This window comes from Micromonospora sp. NPDC049051, assembly GCF_043197575.1.
Classification (GTDB): Bacteria; Actinomycetota; Actinomycetes; order Mycobacteriales; family Micromonosporaceae; genus Micromonospora.
Map to the genome: position 1 here is coordinate 369,570 of NZ_JBICTL010000003.1, position 16,899 is coordinate 386,468.

A 16,899-nucleotide genomic window follows, 5' to 3' on the forward strand; every position below is an offset into this window, starting at 1 on the left:
GAACGGACGGAGCCCCACCCGCCACCGGGGGGCAATCTCCGGTCCATCGAACGCCACGATCCACGGCATGGCTGGCTCTCCCCGGGGCCGGCCCGCATCGAGGATCTCCGCGCCCCACGTCTGCGGCACTGCGGGCGCCGCCGCGCCCGCCCCTCCGTCCGGCCGCCGGCGGCGTTGCGCCCGCTCCTCGCCTGTGTACATTAGGGCTAATCCTAGGGAGGTTAGGAAGCCTTATGCCGCGCGCGGGGATCACTCCGGACGCCCTGGTGTCCGCCGCCGCCGACCTCGCCGACGAGATCGGCTTCGAGAATCTGACGCTGGCCGCGCTCGCGAAGCGCTTCGGCGTCCGCGACGCCAGCCTCTACACCCACATCCGGGGCCTCGCCCACCTGCGGGAGCGGGTGGCGCTGCTCGCGCTCAACGAATGGGCCGACGCGCTGGGCTCGGCCGTGGCGGGACGGTCCCGCCACGACGCCCTGATCGCCTTCGCCGACACCTACCGCGCGCTGGCGACCGGGCATCCGGGTCGCTACGCGGCCACCCGACATCCGGTGTCGTCAGAGGAGCCCGCCGCGTCGGCGGGTGTGGCTCGCATCGTCGAGGTCTGCTACGCGCTGCTGCGCGGCTACGACCTCTCCGAACCCGACGCCACTGACGCGGTCCGGCTGCTACGCAGCACCCTGCACGGCTTCAGCGACCTGGAGGCCACCGGCGGCTTCACCGCCGACCACAGCGTCGAGGCCTCATGGCGGCGGGCGGTCGACACGCTCCACCACACCCTGGCCAACTGGTCGAAGATCTAGCAACCCGACAGGAGAACGCCATCCACACCGGAACGCTCACCCTCGACGGCACTCCCATCGACTACCGCTACCGCGGTGACGGTCCTCCGCTGCTGCTCCTGCCCGGCGGTGCCGGGCACACCGGCGTCCTCGACGGCCTCGCCGCGCACCTGGCCGACCACTACCGCGTCGTCGCCGTGTCCAGCCGCCTGGTCTCGGCGCCGCCGGGCACCGTGCACGTCGACCAGCACCCGAAGGCCTACGCCGAGGACATCCTCGGCGTGATCGACAGGCTCTTCGACGAGCCGCCGACCGTGTTCGCCCTCAGCGCCAGCGCCATCACCACCCTTGAGCTGCTGACCCGGCACCCCGATTGTCTGCGCCTCGCGGTCGTCCACGAGCCCCCGCTGCTCGGTCTGCTGCCGGACGCCGGACGCCACCGCACCGCGCTCGAAGCGGTCCGCGCCGCCGCGCGCACCGGCGGGATGGACGAAGCGGCTCGGCTCATGACCGAGACCATGACGGCTCCCGCGCCCGGCACGGACATCCCGGACCTGCGCCACGTCGGCGACTGGCTCGACGGCTACGCCGGGACCCTCCCCGAACCGCCCACCCCGGAACTGCTGGAGCTGTTCACTGTGCTCGGCGAGTTCCAACCGCTGTTCCTGGAGCACATCCTGATCCCGTTCGCCACCGGTGAGGTCGACCTGACCGCGCTCGCCGCGGTGAGTTCGCGCCTGGTCCCCATCGCCGGCATCGACTCCCGGGGCCAGCTTCCCTACCGGGCCGCCGCGGCCCTCGCCACCCGGCTCGGACTCCCCCTGACCGAGTTTCCCGGCGGCCATCTCGGGCCCGTCGATCGTCCCGCGCAGTTCGCCGGCGCGTTCAGGGCGCTGATCGAGGAACGCTGACCGCAGAGCGTCGCACCCAGGGAACGTGAGCTGGCGAGGTGGGTTCGCGGCCAACCGGCTGGCCGGTCCGCAACCGCGCCCAGGCTGCGACGCGGGGGCTCAGGAGGCGGCAGTCAGCTCGGACGACGGCCGCCACTCGCGCCTGATCAGCCCGTAGACCCACGAGTCGGATACCTCGCCGTTCACGACGCAGTCTTCCCGCAGCGTCCCTTCACGCATGAACCCGAGCTTCTCCAGCACGCGGGCAGACGCCACGTTGCGTGTATCGGCCTCGGCCTGGACCCGATTCAGGTCCAGCGTGTCGAATGCCCACTGCAGCAAGGCGCGTGCGGCCTCCGTCGCGTAGCCGTGGCCCCACGCTGCATCGTGGAAGCAGTAGCCCAGCGACGCGCTGCGGTAGTCCGGGTTCCACTGGTTCAGGCCGCACCAGCCGATGAACGCCCCGTCTGAGACACGATCCACGGCCAGCCGCGCCCCGGTGCCCTCCTCTGCCATCTGCCGGCAACCCGTAATGAACCGCTCGGCGCGGGCGTGTTCGCTCCACGGCGGCGAATCCCAGTAGCGCAGCACGTAGGCGCTGCTGTGCAACGCGAAGAGATCGTTCGCATCCGCGTCGTCGAAGGGACGCAGTCGCAGGCGAGCGGTGTGCAGCGTGGGGGCGGGCAGCGTCACACGCGTCATGTTCTCTCCCCGTGATTCGTGGCCGATCAACCAGACACCCGATGCCGGCCACTCGCAACGGGTTTCTCGGCGGGCGGCGAAGGCAGTCGCCTCGGTCGCGGGCTGAGTTCGTGATGACTGCGTGGGGGTGCACCGCATCTTCGTCCTGGCCCACCGCCGTGTTCAGAACACCCCTCACCGCGCCGCCGGTCGCGTCCGCAGGCTGTTAGAGAGCCTCGACAGCAACCCGGCCGGCCACGGTGGCAGGACACATCACGTCAAGCCGTGACTCGTATGGGCCGGTATCGCACGGCGGACGCTCCCGACCGGAACTCATGGCGATCCACCAGCTCGAGTTGGATGCGCTCGCGCAGACCGGCGAGCAACGTCGGCCCGTGTCCGGCAAGGACCGGCTGCACAAGGAACGCGTACTCGTCGATCAGCCCCAGATCTGCCAACGCCAGAGGGAGCGTCACGCCACCCACGAACAGGCCTTCGCCTGGCTTCTGCTTGAGCTGCTGAACCGCTTGCTTCAAATCGCCTCGCAGCAGCTCGGCATTCCAGTCGACCCCGCTCAGCATGCTCGACACGACGTACTTCTTCGCCCGGTCGATGGTCTCGGCGAACGGGATCTCCCACTCGCCCATCCAGTCAGGCCACCTGCCCGTGGCCGGCCGCCGCCACGCCGATTCCATCATCTCGTAGGTCACCCGGCCGAATAGCAGGGCATCGGCCCGTTCCATCTCAGCGGTCCAGTGGCGCATCGACTCCTCGTCCGGGGGGAGCCCTGCCTCGTGATGGCAGCAGCCGTCGAGCGTGACGTTGATCGAGTAGCGAAGTGGTCTCATCTCGTTGCTCTCCCTGAGGCGCGCCGCGCAATCACCGGACCGTTGATTGTTCCTGCACCCCGCCGACGTCCGCGGCCTGTTCGGCGATCGGCCCTCACATTACTGGCGGTGTCCGACACTCTCCGTCAAGCGGGCGGGCACGCCGTCTGAGTTCCGCCCGATTCGAGCGCATTGTTCATGGTGCCGTACGCCTCTCCGGGATCAGCCCGGTGGCAAGTAGATGCGCGCTCGCGGCTATCAGCGAAGGCTCGCTGGTGTAGACCCGGGCGAGATTCAGTGCGCCGACGAAGACCACATCGGACAACGGCCCGTTCGCCGCGGCCTCGGCTGCCGCCCAGGCCGGCCCTTCGAGTCCGTGCACCACGACGTCGGTCAGGCCGACGGTCCGGCATTCGTCGACGAGTTCCTCAACCCGGTGGAAGTAGGCCGGGGTGAAGCTGCTACGCGGATCGTTCACCCCGTCAGTGAGCAACGCCCGGGCTTCCTGGACCGCCGTCTCGGTCAGACGCCCCGTAGCCGCGAAGTCGATCGGTCCAGCGAAACGCGAGATCGCCGCGGCGACGACACGGCCTCCCGGGCGCGTGACCCGGGCAGCCTCGCGCAGAGCCTTCAACCGGTCCTCGACGCGCACCAGGTGGTAGAGGGGCCCCAGAAGCAACGTGGCGTCGTAGAGATCGTCGTCCTCGGGCAACTCGCGAGCATCAGCCACCACCGCGTCGAGCGCGGGCTGCCCGCCGGCGGCCTGCGCCACATGGCTCGGCACCAGATCCACGAGACGGACCTGATGCCCGGCGGCGACAAGGGCCCGCGCGTAATGGCCGGTCCCGCCGCCGACATCCAACAGCCGGGCCGGCGGAGGTGGTAACAGGTCCCGCAGGAGCTCCATCGTCCGCGTACGCTCCAGCCGCGCCTGAGGTCGGGCGTCCAGTCGAGCGTCTTCGCTGTACCGGAAGGTGTAGTACTCGACGATGTCGACCGAATGCTGATCCACGCCGGCATCATTGCGATCGACGCAGGGGACCGCTACCAAATTTGCGCCGAACACGACGTACTCGACTCGGCGTGACCGCGCGATCAGCGGCAGATCCGGATGGCCGCCGAGTTGACAATTTCCCGAGTTTCACCCACTGCCCTTCAGAAATCACTTCGACGGAGCCGTCGACGACCTTGATGGCCGTCTGTTCGTCGATGGCGTAGGCCGGCACGCCGATGTCGGCCGCCCACCGCTCGGCGTCGGCCAGGGTGTTCGTGGGGAAGAGGTTCAGGTGCGGAAAGATCGAGAAGTCGACGACTCCCAAAGCTCGGTCGTCCAGCGCCGACGACCATTCGACGAAGTACGACCCGATCCGGGGCGTCATCACCATGCTTCCCGCGCTCACCCCCACCCAGACGGTGTCGGGCAGCGAGGGCAGCAGATCGGCCAGCCCGGACTCTCGCATCCAGTGACACAGGTACGTCGCGTCGCCACCGTCGACCAGCAGCACATCGGTCTCCCGGACCCAGGGAATCCATCGCTCTGCCCCGATGCTGGGCAGCGCCGTGAGCTCGAGGACACCGAGCGAAGCCCAGCCCAGGCCGGACAGGTGCCGCCAACCGGAAGCAGGGTCGGCGGCCACGAAGCCCCGCACCGATGCCGGTCCGCACATCGGGTGACCCCACTGCGCTGTCGGGACGCACAGGGCACGGCACTCGGAGACCGGCTTACCGAGAAGCTGCACGAGCGCCGAGTGGATGCTTGGGTTCGTTACCCCTCCGGACGTAAGCAAGAGCTTCAAGGCACCTCCAAGATCGTGAGTGGAGTTGAACGCGCTCGATGGTCAGGCGGGCCGAGCCGGGACACATCGTAGGCCGACGTCCGCCTCCGGACGTCCGTGAGACGGCTGCGGCACATGGCGCATCAGGCCCCACCTCGCACAGCACCGCGCCTGACCGAGAGGCGTCGGATGGTCCTGTCGTGACGAACGCTCATCGGTAGGGCCGTGAGCGCTGGCTATGTTCCGGAGGCCGTGTACGCGGCGAGGAGGTAGTTCGGGTGCCGGTCGAGGTTCTTGCGGGCTCTGTCGTAACGCATGGTGGTTCTCGGTCCGGCGGGTGGCGGCCTGCCGGTCCATCCGCCGGCCGGATGCCCGGGTCAGGCACACCGGTATTCGTGTGGGCGGCTTGGCTCCCTGAGGTCCCGGATGACGACCTTGCCGGGCCCGGTGGTGTCGGTGCAGTGCGGACCGTGCAGGTCGAGGCTGGCGAGATCGGTGGTGATCGCGGATGAACCGACGTAGGTGGGATCGAGGACGAAGGCCACACGGGTGCCGGCTCCGGCGGGAGCGGAGAACTCCGCAGGTGGCTCGACCGGCCGTAAGCCGATGAGGCTCTGCCGAAAGCCGTGGCCGTGTCGCCAGACTTCGACGGTCGTCTGCGAACTCACAGCCGCCGCCGCAGCGCTCAACCACCGATCGCTGGTGAGCAGCGAGTCGTTGTAGCCGAGCTTCGGCATGCCCCGCCCGGTCAGGATGTCCGCCTGGTCGTCGGTCACCGAGAAGACGAGATCAGCAATGACCTCCGCCACGACGTCAGGCGTGTGACTCGCGGCGACCCTGGTTGCCGGATGAAACGCGTGCCCCACGACCGCGCACAGCACCCGAGTCGCCAGACGAGGGTCATCCCTGCCTACCCCGAAATACATGCCGGGTCGCTTGCGTACAGAGTCGTCGAACTCCAGGACCGTGATCTTCGCGCGGCTGTAGTCGGGCTCCGTCACGTCACCAACGCTATCCCGGCGAGGCACGCGCCCCTCGGCACGAGGGGGATGCGCAGCCCGTCGAGCAAACGGTGAGAGAACCCCGCCTCCGATCGGCGGCAGAAGAGGACGGCTACGTCGATCAGTAAAGCCACCGGTCGAGCACTGCGGGCCAGAAGTGGGTTCCATGGTCACCGTCCCCGAACGCGGGCGGGTCATAGGCCCGGATCCGCTCCAACAGCTCGGCGAGCTCCGCGAGCGCTTCCTCTTCGGCCTGTCCGTCCTCGTCCCAGCGGCCGATGGCGGTCGAGCTGGTCAGCCAGATCCCGACCATGTGCAGTGAACACAGCCAGTGGTTAACGGTCGAGTTGACGAACCAGGTGTCACCGTCCGACGAGCATGCCTGCACCTCCCCGGTCCCCGGCGCGGCACCGTACACCCAGCCCAGGTCGTCGGAGTTCGCCAACCGGTACGTCGTCGCTTCTGCGTGGAACGACACCACACTCACGAGGTCATCGATCAGCGGCACGCCACAGCGGACCAGCGCGGTCTTCTGCGGCTCGGGAAGCCGCCACGTCGCCACGTCCAGCTCGGTGGCACGCACCACCCGCCCAGTACCAGCCCAGGCCGTAACCGCTTCGAACGCGGGAGGCAACGGAAGATCATCGGGGCGCACGCCATGAGGGTAGTCCGGGCAGGGTTCCAGGCACCCGGTGTTTCTGTAGTGGCTAGCACTCCAGCAGAAGATCCGTTCGGGAGAAATTGTCAATACCTGTGGACGGGCGTTGACGTTGTCTCAGCGCATGCGTGCGGTCTCGTGTAGGTGATCGAAGATGATCTGGTCGACTGGGGAGACCCGGTGGCGGTCGGCGTGGGTGAGCCAGACGATCTCCTCGATCTCGCTGTTGGGCTGCAGGACGCCTTGGTAGTCGGCGGTATAGCAGGTCATGCGGACCATCGTCCCGTCGGGGTGGCCATGGGCTTGGGCGTGGAAGGTTCCGACGTGGTCGGCGGTGTCGGGGGCGATGGTCACGCTGAGTTCTTCCTGGATCTCGCGGACGAGGGTGTCGATGTCGCCTTCGCCTGGTTCTCGCTTGCCGCCGGGGATGTAATAGACGTCCTTGCCGCGTGATCGGGAGCTGAGGATCGCGCCGTTCTCAAGGTGGATCCAGGCGATCTTGTCGATGATGGTCATGCTTGGCGCTCCCTGGGGTTTGTCAGTGGTGAGCTATGCGGCCAGGCCGGTCGGGCGCTCGACCAGTTGGCCGTCGATGAAGGTAGCGCCGGCGCGGACGAGGGCGACCAGGTGTGGTGCGTTCACCGCTCGCCACCGGTCCTGCGCGGACTCGATCAGCTTGAACGCCATGGCCAGGCCGGCGGCTCGGCTGCCGGGGCCCTTGGTGACGCGGGTGCGGTGGCGCACCGTCGCGAAGGTCGACTCGATCGGGTTCGAGGTACGTAGGTGGATCCAGTGCTCGGCGGGGAAGTCGTATAACGTCAGCAACTCGTCGAGGTCGTCGATGACCTTGGCGACGGCCTTGGGGAACTTGACCCCGTAGGTGCCAGCGAACCGCTTCGCCGCGGCGTGGGCGTGTCGCTTGTCCTCGGCGTTGTAGACCTCAGCCAGGGCGGCCTTCGCGCCCGGATGGGCGGACTTGGGCAACGCGGCCAGAACGTTCGCCGTCTTGTGCACCCAGTCGCGCTGCTCCCGGGTATCGGGGAAGACCTCCCGCAGCGCAGCCCAGAACCCGAGCGCGCCGTCACCGACCGCGAGGACCGGGGCCCGCATACCCCGACGAGCGCAGTCACGCAGCAGGTCAGCCCACGAACCGGTCGACTCCCGGTAGCCGTCAGCCAGGGCGACCAGCTCCTTCGACCCCGTCGGCGCGGACCCCGACGACCACCAGCAGGCACAGCTTGTCCTCCTGCAGGCGCACATTGACGTGAATACCGTCGGCCCACACGTACACGTAATCGACGCTGGACAAGTCCCGCTTGCAGAAGGCGTGGTAGTCGTCGGTCCACTGCTTGCTCAGCCGTGTGATCGTGGCCGAGGACAGGCCGGCGGCCGAGCCGAGGAACGACTCCAGGGCCGGGACGAAATCACCGGTCGACAAACCATGCAGACAGAGCAGAGGTAGTACCTCGGCTACCTTCGGGCTCTTGCGGCACCACGGCGGCAGGATCGCCGACCGGAACCGCCGACGCTGCCCGGTAGCCGGGTCGACGCGCTTGTCATTGACCCGCGGCGCGACCACCTCGACCGCCCCCGCCCACGTGATCCCCTGCCGCAGCTGGGCGTGGCCGTTACGCACCACCAGGCGCCGGCCCCGCGCGTCACGTTCATGTGCCAGCTCCCCAGATAGGCGTCGACCTCGGCCTCCAGCGCAGGCGGCCACCGTCCGTCGCGTCCCCTCACGGACGGCCTCGTCCAACGGCGAAACGCCATCGCGTCGCTGTCCGTCCTCGGCGACTACAGTCAGCACCGGCGTGCCTTCCCGACCGACGCGCCAACGTCGGCCCTGCTAGAGACCTACACGAATCGATCACCGGGAAGGTACGCCCCTTCCCGGCCGATCCACAGGTCTTGAGCATTGCTCGTCGGCGGGTTGCCCTGCCGGTGGCCATCGCGGCCTGACGTTGATGGTGGTCATTCGCGTGCGCGACGCTGTCGTGCAGGTCCCAGGCGATCCGCAGCCACTCCTCGGTCAACCGACGGCGTTCTTCCCGCTGGCGTGCCTCGGCCCGCAGCAACGCCTGCACCCCTCGGGCAGCCCGCCGCTCCCGCGCAGCACGCACCGCGTCCGCGGCGAAGACGGCCGCCGCCGCCCAGCCCACGGACGCCAGATCGATCACTCCAGGCCCCGATCCACCACGATCCCGACCGTGAGCATCGCGCCCGCCATGCCAACGAGCAAGTGGCTCAGTCTCCAGATCCGTCCGGAGACTGAGCCACGAACAATGATTCCCCTTCAGCCTCCCCGTGCGGCCCATCGCGACCGCCGGCAGTCGGTGGCGGCGCAAGCGCCTTGCGGTTTAGGTGGAGGATCGCGCAGCGATTGGCTGACGGTTCAACAGGTTTGACCCGCGTACCAGGCGTTGGATACGGCGTTGGCGCCGCCGATGTCCCACGTTCCCGGGCCGATGCACCAGGTCCAGTCGTCGCGGGGCCACGTCGCGTCGACGTAGATGATCACGTGGGTGCTTCCGCAGTGGTTGTACCAGGCCGTCACCGCGTCCTCGTAGTAACCGCAAACCTGCGCGGCGACGTCGTCGCTGCCGGGCTTGGCCTGCTCCGGAACCGCGGTGGTTTCGTGTTGGGTCAGGCGGGAGCCGGCGCCCGGACTTGCCTGTGCCACGGTCCCGGACAGGGTGAGTGCGCCGAGGATCGCGGTCACTGCCGAGATCCGGAACGCCGTTCTGTACCACATTTTCACAATGCTCTCCTGTCAGCCGCCGCTGCGGCCTAGATGATGCTGCTGGCTGCATAGAATGATCGACGATGTAATTCCTCGCGCTCCTTCCGTCGCGAAGACACGGATCGATGTGGCACGCTCAAGTGAACCTTGTTCCGTAGGCCGGAATCAGATTCCATCCTGGCTGAGCGGATTTCCTGAGATAAGGATGCAGGCCGCAGCCGGGCCTGTCGTTACTGGTAAGCGCACAAGTGTTTAGTCTGCGCGTACTCTCGCGCACTGCTCGCGGAACTGGCGTGGCGAAAGGCCGTAGGCGTTGCGGAACGCCTGGCTGAAGTGCGCCGGGCTGGCGAACCCCCACTGGGCGGCGATCGCGCGGATCGGGCGCGCTCCTAGTTGGGGGTTGGCGAGGTCGCGTCGACACTGCTCCAGGCGACGCTCGCGGACCCAGCCGGCGACCGTGTGCCCTTCCTCGTGGAACAGCTTGTGCAGGTATCGCAGCGAGATGTGATGCGCTGCGGCGATCGCGTCCGGTGTCAGGTGCGGATCGCCCAGATTTTCTCGGACGAAGGCGTGGATCTGAGCCATCAACGCTCGCCGTCGGGTGTGGGGGGGCACCGCGCTCTGGACGTCCAGCGCGTTGGCCAGTGCCGCGGTCAACACGTCAATGGTGAGGGTGGACAGCCGGGCGGCGTCGAATGGACTGAGTTCGTCCATGTGTCGGGCAAGCTGCTGCATGAATTGTGAAGTTAACGCGCCGATGCCTTGGACGCCAGGGATGCGAACTGCGCTCAGGCGCCGCAACTCCCGAGGAGGAAACGGCAGCAACGAGCGCGGGAAGCGCAGGAGCAGCAGCTGACTCACTGGCACATCCGGTGTGAATTCGGCCAGGTAGGGCCGGGAGGTGTCATACAGTATCAGGTCCCCCACGCCGAAATCTGTGCGCTGGCCGTCTTGCGTGATCATACCGCCACCGCGCACGAGGCAACCCAGCTTGAACACCTCGGGATCGGCCTGCCGAATGAGCTTGGGAGTGCGGTGAACCGCGTGCGGCATCGTGGTCATGAATGTCGCCTGCACGGGACCGAACTCGCTGATTCCGACCTGAGCCCGGAATCCGGGCTCCCACTGCGGTTCACAGCGTAAGTCGTAGGGCACCCAGAGCTTCGAGTTTACTTCGCGCCAGAAGGCGAACCCCTCTTCAACCGGGACCTCGGTGGTGCTGACTACGTCCATGACTCACCTTCGCGCTGTCGCTGCAGGGGTCAGACCACGATAGCTTGGCGTCGATATAGCGGCGTGATGGTGCGGGTCAGGCATCGCTGGCTGGTGAGACCACGAAACGCCTAGCTAGGCATCCATCAGCACGACCGGACGGCGCCACACGCGCGCGATCGGCGGCAGATCCGTACACCGCTATTCCGAGAAGGACCGCTCGGCGAAGCTGATCCCGGCACGCTCGGTGGAGGTGAGGACCTGCCGGTGGACATGCTGCGGCGGTAGCCGGATGTGCTGGGTGTAAGCAGCCGCTCGGAGACGGAGATCGAAGTTCTGACCCTCGATGTGCCACAACGGTTCCGAACTGCTGTCTGGGGAAGGAAGTCGATGAAGGTCGGCGATCTCCATGACTTCGTGGAGCGGGCCGAGGGTGCCCTCGATGTTCCAAGCTCGTTCGAACACGAGCGTCGCGGGGGCGACCCAGAAGGTGAAACGGCCGTCTTGCCCCGTGGGTTGCACCCACCGCACGATGTAGTCGAGGTCCAGCAGCATCCTGGCAGGCGGAAGAGTGTCATCCTCGTACTCGCCGATGCTCACGGCATGGACCCGGCAATCATGCCAGCCCATGCTAGGGAAGTCGGCATCCGTCCAGGTCGCCTTCGACAATCCTGACGGGCCGTGGGGCAGGGTGATCACCGTGCCAGTATCCGCGACTACCCATCCTCGTCGGCTACGAGCGGGTGCCTGGCCTGGCGGAGATACCGGCCGGTGGCCCGGCACCGCCGCGATCGGGGCGGTGATGCATCTGCTGGCCACCGCCATCGAGGAGAGCTGGGGCGTGTCCTCGATGGCGGTGTGCCGGCCGACGCCGCCTATCGCCTGCGGCTGGCCTGGCGGCGGGGCCCCTGGCCTGCGGCTAGCGCAGATGCCGAGCGAAGAACCGGGCCGCGTCCTCCCCTGCGAACTGCGGGACACCGGTGTGTCCGCCCATGTTGGCGTGCAGCGTCTTCTCCGTGGAACCGAAGGCGTCGAACAGGTCCAGGGCCGCCTGCCGGTCGTTGCCTTCGTCATCCCACTGCAGCAGGACATGCAGCGGAATGGTGACCTGTCGGGCCTCCTCGAACATGACACGAGGCACGAAACTTCCGGCGAAGAACCCGGCGGCCACGATGCGCGGCTCGACCACCGCGAGCCGGATGCCGACAGAGATCACTCCCCCCGAGTACCCGACCGGACCGCCGATCTCGGGCAGCGACAGGAGGGCATCCAGGGTGGCCTGCAATTCCGGGACCGCTTTGTCGACGAGCGGGAGGACGAGGGCGTCGATGATCTCGTCGCTGACCGGCTCGCCGGCCTCCATGGCCCGGCGCAGGTCGGCGCGGGCCGCCTCGGCGGCGGCCCAGCGGGGCCGGTCACCGCTGCCGGGCAGTTCGATGGTGGCCGCGGCGAAGCCCTCCGCCGCAACGCGCCGGGCCCGCGCCACCAGGCGGGGGTACATCGTGCGCAGTCCGAGCGGGGGGTGGCCGAGCAGGATCAGCGGGACCGGCGCCGATGCGGATGCGGGCGTCCACAGGATGCCGGGGATCTCACCGAGGGTGAATTCGCGTTCGAGGACGTCGTCATCGAGGCGCTGCTCAGTAGTGAATCGCATGGTCGTGCCTTTCGGGAGTGCTCGTGGACGGCGCTCCCGGACGACCTATCGCCCGACCGTGACCCCAGAGGGGAGCACCCATGTCGAAACGTTCACGGGTACCACCTCCTCGGTCTCTCGCACGGCTCGGGAAAAACTAGCAGCGGGCCACCATGGTCCGCCAACGTGTTTTCGGTGGGCAGGCTTCGTGGCCGGATGCCGCGGGCAGGCGGGATGCGGCCAGGTGCGATGTGAGCCCACCGCTACGGGCCGCGCACGTCCTGCAATCCGGCCAGGGCGCCCTCGTAGGCCGGTTGTTCGACTGACCAGCATCCAACAGTGGCAACCAGGGGAACCAATGCGGGAAGACGAACTGCGGGGCCTCGTCCAGCACAGCCCGTGGCTGTGTCGGGCGCTGGGAGTCGTCCGGGACTCCGGCCTGCCGGACGCCTGGATCGGCGCCGGCGCCATCCGCGACCTCGTATGGGCCCAACGGTACGGCGACGGCTTCGACCCGTCATCGGTGCGTGACGTCGATGTCGTCTTCCTCGACCCGACAGACCTGAGCCGCGACAACGACGACCGGGCCACCCGGCGGCTGGCGGCGGCCTGGCCAGATCTGCCGTGGGAGGCGAAGAACCAGGCCGCCGTGCACACCTGGTACCCAACCAAGTTCGGCGGCGGTCCGGTGGTCCCGCTGCGCACCATCGCCGACGCGGTCGCCACCTGGCCTGAGTACGCCACCGCAGTGGCCATACGCCTCGACGCGTACGACCGGATGGCGGTGTGCGCACCGCACGGCCTCGACGACCTGCTCGACGGCGTGTGGCGGCGCAACCCGGCCAGGGTCAGCCCGGAGATCTCCCGGCAGCGACTCGCCCGCCACCGCCCCGCCGAACGCTGGCCCGGTGTCCGCGTCGTGACGTGAGCCGGCCTCCGAAGCCCCGCTGCTCCGGGTCGACCTGCCGCACGCAGGATGCCATCGTCGCGGCTACTTGTTTCATCGACCTGCGACGTGGCCCGGCCAACCGGCCCGGCACACCGGCACCGGCGAGCCCCGGCCCACGCGCGGAGCCACCTCAGTCCGGCGTGTCCAGCGCGGCGGCGAGCCGGCGGACCCGGCGGGCGTGGGTCAGTACGTCGACGTTGTCGACGTACTGGTCGACCGCGCCGAGCGGCGGGCGCCCGCGCAGCACCGGGTCGGTGATGGCGGCGCGCAGCGCGGCGGCGAGGCGACCGGCGTCCAGGACCAGGAACGGCCGCGCGTGGAAGGGCCTGGGCCGGGCGCGTACGGGGTCCGCCAGGCCGGTGCCGTCGGTCCAGGCGGCGACCGTCTCCAGCGCCCGGACCAGCCCGGCCTCCCGGCTCGCCCAGTCCCCCGGGCCCACCGCCCCGGTCAGGGCCGCGACCACGGGCGCCGCGTCGGGCAGCCGGGCGAACACCGTGCCCAGCCACTTGTCGTACGGGGGCCAGCGGCGGTGCAGGAGCAGGCCGAGGCGCATCAGGTCCCGGGCCAGCCCGGCGGTTACCATCCGGCTGCCGAGGTCGTCGCCGGCCTCGGCGCAGCGCCCCGGAAGGTGCTCGGCCTGGGCGACCCGGGTCCACGCGGCGGCGAGCACGTGCCGCCACACGTCGTCCGGATACCACGCCAGCGCCGCCCTGGCCCCGCGCAGCGCGCCGTCGAGGCCGTCGTGGAAGACCGCGCCGCCGGTCACCTCGGCCAGCCGCTGCGTCGGTGTGGCCAGCCAGTCGGCCGCGCTGACGCCGGCGGCGGGGTCGAAGCCCAGCCGATCGTGCCACCAGCCGCCCAGCTCGTGGATCGTGACGCCGTGTCGGCTGCCCGCCCGGTCGGCGACCCCAAGCCTGCCGTGCCCGGTGAACCGGGTCGGCCAGCCGAGGAACTCCGCGGGCAGGTCGGCGTCCAGCGTCGCGCGCAGCCGCGGGATCAGGGCCGCGTCTGACGCGGCGACGAAGAGCTGCCCGCGCGGCCCCCAGTCGTGGTCGGTGGAGCGTGGGGTGTCCAGGCCGAGCAGTTCCGAGCCGCCGTCGAGCAGGCCGGCCGCGTAGCGCAGCCCGGGCAGACGGCGGCGCAGGATCGGAGCCAGCACCTCGTCGTGGAACCGGCGGCCCAGCGTCAGGCCGGCAACGAACGTCACACCGGCAAGTCTCGCCCGCGGGCGGCGGCCTCGCAGCCCGGTTTCCGCCGCCGGCGGCCGTACCCGTCGATAGGCTGGGCGCGGACAGGTCGCCGACGGAGAGGAGCGACCGCCGTGGCAGCGACGGACCGGGAGCGTGCCGCGACCCGACGCCGCAGGCTGCTCTGGTCGGGCGTCGCCGCGGTGGCCGGCCTGGTGCTGCTGGTCGTCGGCCTGACCATCGCCGACGGTACGGCGGCCTGGCTCGAGGTCGCGGTCGCCATCGCGCTGCTGCTCACCAGCTACGGCCTGCAGTACGTGGCCCGCCGGGAGACGCTGTACCGCGACGACGAACGTCGCTGACGGGCCGCGCCGTACCCCCCTGATGTCGGTGGGATGTGCCAGGCTGTCGGGCGTGGCACAGCGACCCCCGATCCTGCTCATCGACGCGCCCAGTCTCTACTTCCGGGCCTACTTCGGCATTCCCGAGTCGGCGGCCCGGGCCGCCGACGGCAGCCCCGTCAACGCCGTGCGCGGCTTCCTCGACATACTGGCGAGCCTGATCCGCACCCGCCGGCCCGACCGGATGGTCTGCGCGATGGACCACGACTGGCGGCCCGACTGGCGGGTGGCGCTGCTGCCCTCGTACAAGGCGCACCGGGTGGCCCCCGAGGGCGGCGAGGTGGTGCCCGACACGCTCAGCCCGCAGGTCCCGCTGATCCTGGAGGTGCTCGACGCCGTCGGGATCACCCACGTCGGCGCGGCCGGCTACGAGGCCGACGACGTGCTCGGCACTCTCTCGGTGACCCAGCCGGCGCCGGTCGAGGTGGTCTCCGGCGACCGGGACCTGTTCCAACTCGTCGACGACACGCGTCCCGTGCGGCTGCTCTACGTCGGGCGTGGCGTGGCCAAGCTCGACGACTGCGACGACGCGGCGGTGCGCACCCGCTACGGGGTGCCGGCGGACCGGTACGCCGAGTTCGCCGCGTTGCGGGGCGACCCCAGCGACGGACTGCCCGGAGTCGCGGGCGTAGGCGAGAAGACGGCCGCCCGGCTGATCGAGCGCTACGGCGACATCGCGGGCATCCTGGCCGCCCTGGACGAGCCGGGTTCCGGCTTCGCCCCGGGGCTGCGCACGAAGCTCACCGCCGCGCGTGATTATCTGGCCGTCGCGCCGAAGGTGGTCCGGGTCGCCCTCGACGTGCCGCTGCCCGAGCTGCCCACCGCGCTGCCGGCCGCCCCGGTCGACCCCGAGCGGCTGCTGGAGCTGGCCGGCGAGTGGAACCTGGCCGGCTCGACGCGCCGCCTGGTCGACGCCCTCGCCGAGCGGGCCTGACCGACCCGCGACCGGCCGCCGGGCCGAAGCCGCCGGCCCCCGGACCGGCCCGACGGCCGGACCGGCCCGACGCCGGACCGAGGCTTGCGGCCCGGCCGCCTACCACGGCTCCGGGCCCGCGGTCACAGGCGGCCGCGGGCGGAGCGGGTGCGGTGGGCCGTTACCGCAGCTGTGGATTCTTCGGCGCATGCTACCGAGGCCCGTGGTTGTCCCGGCGGGTCGGAAACGGGGTGCCCGGCCGGCCGAGGGTGGAGCGGGCCCGCAGTCCCACCGGGTCCGGCGCCGCCGCCAGCGGCGCCTCGACGGGCTCCCGGTCGCGCAGCGTGCCGACGTACTCGGCGGCGGCCCGGTCCTCGGCGGTGGGTGCGGCGAGCAGCGCGTAGACCAGTCCGACCACGCCGAACACCACCGCGAGGATGATCGGCACGAGCAGGGTGCTGACGCCGGCGCCGGAAACCTCGCCCTGCCGGGCGTGCGGGTGCACCGACATGGCGCTCATCCCGGTGAAGTGCATGCCGTTGACCGCGATGCCCATCAGCAGCGCCGAGCCGGCGACCGCCAACCCACGGCGGACGGTCATGGCCAGCCAGAGCGCCACGGTGGCCGCGACCACCGCGATCACGACCGACAGCACGACCCGGGTGGTGTCGTAGTCGATCCGGCCGTTGAGCCGCATGGCCGCCATGCCGGTGTAGTGCATCGCGGCGACCCCCGCGCCGGTGAACAGGCCCCCGGTGAGCAGCCGTACGGCGGAGAACCGTCCGGTGCCGACGATTGCCAGGCCGATCCCGACCGCGAGCACCGCGATCAGCGCGCTGGTTACGGTGATCGGCACGTCGTACCGGATTCGGGTGCCCTGGACGGCGAAGCCGAGCATCGCCATGAAGTGCATGGTCCAGATGGCGGTGCCGCCGATGGCCCAGGCGGCCAGCGTTCCCCACCAGGCGCGCTGGCCCGCGCTGCCGGCGGTGCGGATCCGGCTCGCACAGATGAGGCCCAGGGCGGAGCCCAGCACCGACAGCGCGTAGCTCAGCGCGGGGGTGATCCACCCGTACTCAAAGTGATTGATTTCCGCCATGGCGGGCCTTTCCCAAGATCGATTACTGGCGCGTAGCAGCGCGCCGCAGCAATGATCAGGGATGCCACGAGCAGGCACAACAGCACCCCCGGAACAATTCAGGGGGTGCTGTTGTCGCGACGGTGCGATGCGTCGGTTTCCGACGCCCAGT

The 16,899-nt window shown here is 69.7% G+C and carries 17 protein-coding genes and 2 pseudogenes; 5 read left to right on the forward strand and 14 right to left on the reverse strand.

Annotated features, from left to right (window positions below; genetic code table 11):
- Positions 1–233: 233 nt before the first annotated feature.
- The gene (locus ACGFIR_RS13895; protein WP_393007834.1) at positions 234–803 is read left to right on the forward strand and encodes a TetR/AcrR family transcriptional regulator; all 570 of its coding nucleotides are present in this window, start codon (positions 234–236) and stop codon (positions 801–803) included.
- Positions 746–1,693, forward strand: a complete 948-nt coding sequence (locus ACGFIR_RS13900; RefSeq protein ID WP_393145147.1) for an alpha/beta fold hydrolase — start codon at positions 746–748, stop codon at positions 1,691–1,693. The genes ACGFIR_RS13895 and ACGFIR_RS13900 overlap by 58 nt, the downstream gene beginning before the upstream one ends.
- 99 nt (positions 1,694–1,792) lie before the next feature.
- Here the strand turns inward: ACGFIR_RS13900 and ACGFIR_RS13905 are convergent, their stop codons facing one another.
- From ACGFIR_RS13905 to ACGFIR_RS13960, 12 genes and pseudogenes are all read right to left on the reverse strand, one after another.
- Entirely contained in the window at positions 1,793–2,374 is a 582-nt protein-coding gene (locus ACGFIR_RS13905) for a GNAT family N-acetyltransferase (RefSeq protein ID WP_393007837.1), read from the reverse strand.
- Positions 2,375–2,631: 257 nt separating this feature from the next.
- Positions 2,632–3,201, reverse strand: coding sequence for a dihydrofolate reductase family protein (locus ACGFIR_RS13910; RefSeq protein ID WP_393007839.1), 570 nt, complete (start codon positions 3,199–3,201; stop codon positions 2,632–2,634).
- A 175-nt stretch (positions 3,202–3,376) separates the two neighbouring features.
- Positions 3,377–4,192 (reverse strand): class I SAM-dependent methyltransferase, encoded by an 816-nt coding sequence (locus ACGFIR_RS13915; protein ID WP_393007841.1) that lies wholly within the window; start codon positions 4,190–4,192, stop codon positions 3,377–3,379.
- 124 nt (positions 4,193–4,316) lie between these two features.
- Positions 4,317–4,976 (reverse strand): annotated as a pseudogene (locus tag ACGFIR_RS13920) (Type 1 glutamine amidotransferase-like domain-containing protein); the annotation flags it as partial.
- 356 nt (positions 4,977–5,332) lie between these two features.
- Positions 5,333–5,956, reverse strand: a complete 624-nt coding sequence (locus ACGFIR_RS13925) for a hypothetical protein (RefSeq protein ID WP_393007843.1) — start codon at positions 5,954–5,956, stop codon at positions 5,333–5,335.
- A gap of 121 nt (positions 5,957–6,077) precedes the next feature.
- Positions 6,078–6,611 (reverse strand): SUKH-4 family immunity protein, encoded by a 534-nt coding sequence (locus tag ACGFIR_RS13930; RefSeq protein WP_393007845.1) that lies wholly within the window; start codon positions 6,609–6,611, stop codon positions 6,078–6,080.
- Positions 6,612–6,731: 120 nt separating this feature from the next.
- Entirely contained in the window at positions 6,732–7,130 is a 399-nt protein-coding gene (locus ACGFIR_RS13935; protein ID WP_393007847.1) for an NUDIX domain-containing protein, read from the reverse strand.
- Between the two features lie 33 nt (positions 7,131–7,163).
- Positions 7,164–8,421: pseudogene (locus ACGFIR_RS13940) on the reverse strand (IS256 family transposase).
- Positions 8,422–9,006: 585 nt separating this feature from the next.
- Positions 9,007–9,333 carry a DUF6355 family natural product biosynthesis protein gene (locus ACGFIR_RS13945; protein WP_393145149.1) on the reverse strand — a complete coding sequence of 109 codons (327 nt, stop codon included), beginning with the start codon at positions 9,331–9,333 and terminating at the stop codon, positions 9,007–9,009.
- A 273-nt stretch (positions 9,334–9,606) separates the two neighbouring features.
- Positions 9,607–10,587 carry a helix-turn-helix domain-containing protein gene (locus ACGFIR_RS13950; RefSeq protein WP_393145151.1) on the reverse strand — a complete coding sequence of 327 codons (981 nt, stop codon included), beginning with the start codon at positions 10,585–10,587 and terminating at the stop codon, positions 9,607–9,609.
- Positions 10,588–10,767: 180 nt separating this feature from the next.
- Positions 10,768–11,265 carry a hypothetical protein gene (locus ACGFIR_RS13955; RefSeq protein WP_393007853.1) on the reverse strand — a complete coding sequence of 166 codons (498 nt, stop codon included), beginning with the start codon at positions 11,263–11,265 and terminating at the stop codon, positions 10,768–10,770.
- Positions 11,266–11,485: 220 nt separating this feature from the next.
- Entirely contained in the window at positions 11,486–12,220 is a 735-nt protein-coding gene (locus ACGFIR_RS13960; protein WP_393007855.1) for a dienelactone hydrolase family protein, read from the reverse strand.
- Positions 12,221–12,557: 337 nt separating this feature from the next.
- Here ACGFIR_RS13960 and ACGFIR_RS13965 point away from each other — a divergent pair, with 337 nt between their 5' ends.
- Positions 12,558–13,127: a nucleotidyltransferase family protein gene (locus tag ACGFIR_RS13965; RefSeq protein WP_393007857.1), complete on the forward strand. Its 570-nt coding sequence runs from the start codon at positions 12,558–12,560 to the stop codon at positions 13,125–13,127.
- Between the two features lie 151 nt (positions 13,128–13,278).
- Here the strand turns inward: ACGFIR_RS13965 and ACGFIR_RS13970 are convergent, their stop codons facing one another.
- Positions 13,279–14,355 (reverse strand): DUF4037 domain-containing protein, encoded by a 1,077-nt coding sequence (locus ACGFIR_RS13970; protein WP_393007859.1) that lies wholly within the window; start codon positions 14,353–14,355, stop codon positions 13,279–13,281.
- A gap of 114 nt (positions 14,356–14,469) precedes the next feature.
- On the opposite strand from ACGFIR_RS13970, the gene ACGFIR_RS13975 reads away from it, so the two are divergent.
- Positions 14,470–14,697: a hypothetical protein gene (locus tag ACGFIR_RS13975; RefSeq protein ID WP_393007860.1), complete on the forward strand. Its 228-nt coding sequence runs from the start codon at positions 14,470–14,472 to the stop codon at positions 14,695–14,697.
- A gap of 22 nt (positions 14,698–14,719) precedes the next feature.
- Complete coding sequence (locus tag ACGFIR_RS13980; RefSeq protein WP_393145153.1) at positions 14,720–15,670, forward strand: 5'-3' exonuclease H3TH domain-containing protein; 951 nt, start codon at positions 14,720–14,722, stop codon at positions 15,668–15,670.
- Positions 15,671–15,860: 190 nt separating this feature from the next.
- On the opposite strand, the gene ACGFIR_RS13985 is transcribed toward ACGFIR_RS13980, so the two are convergent.
- Positions 15,861–16,748 carry an MHYT domain-containing protein gene (locus ACGFIR_RS13985; protein WP_393007864.1) on the reverse strand — a complete coding sequence of 296 codons (888 nt, stop codon included), beginning with the start codon at positions 16,746–16,748 and terminating at the stop codon, positions 15,861–15,863.
- Between the last annotated feature and the right edge of the window lie 151 nt (positions 16,749–16,899).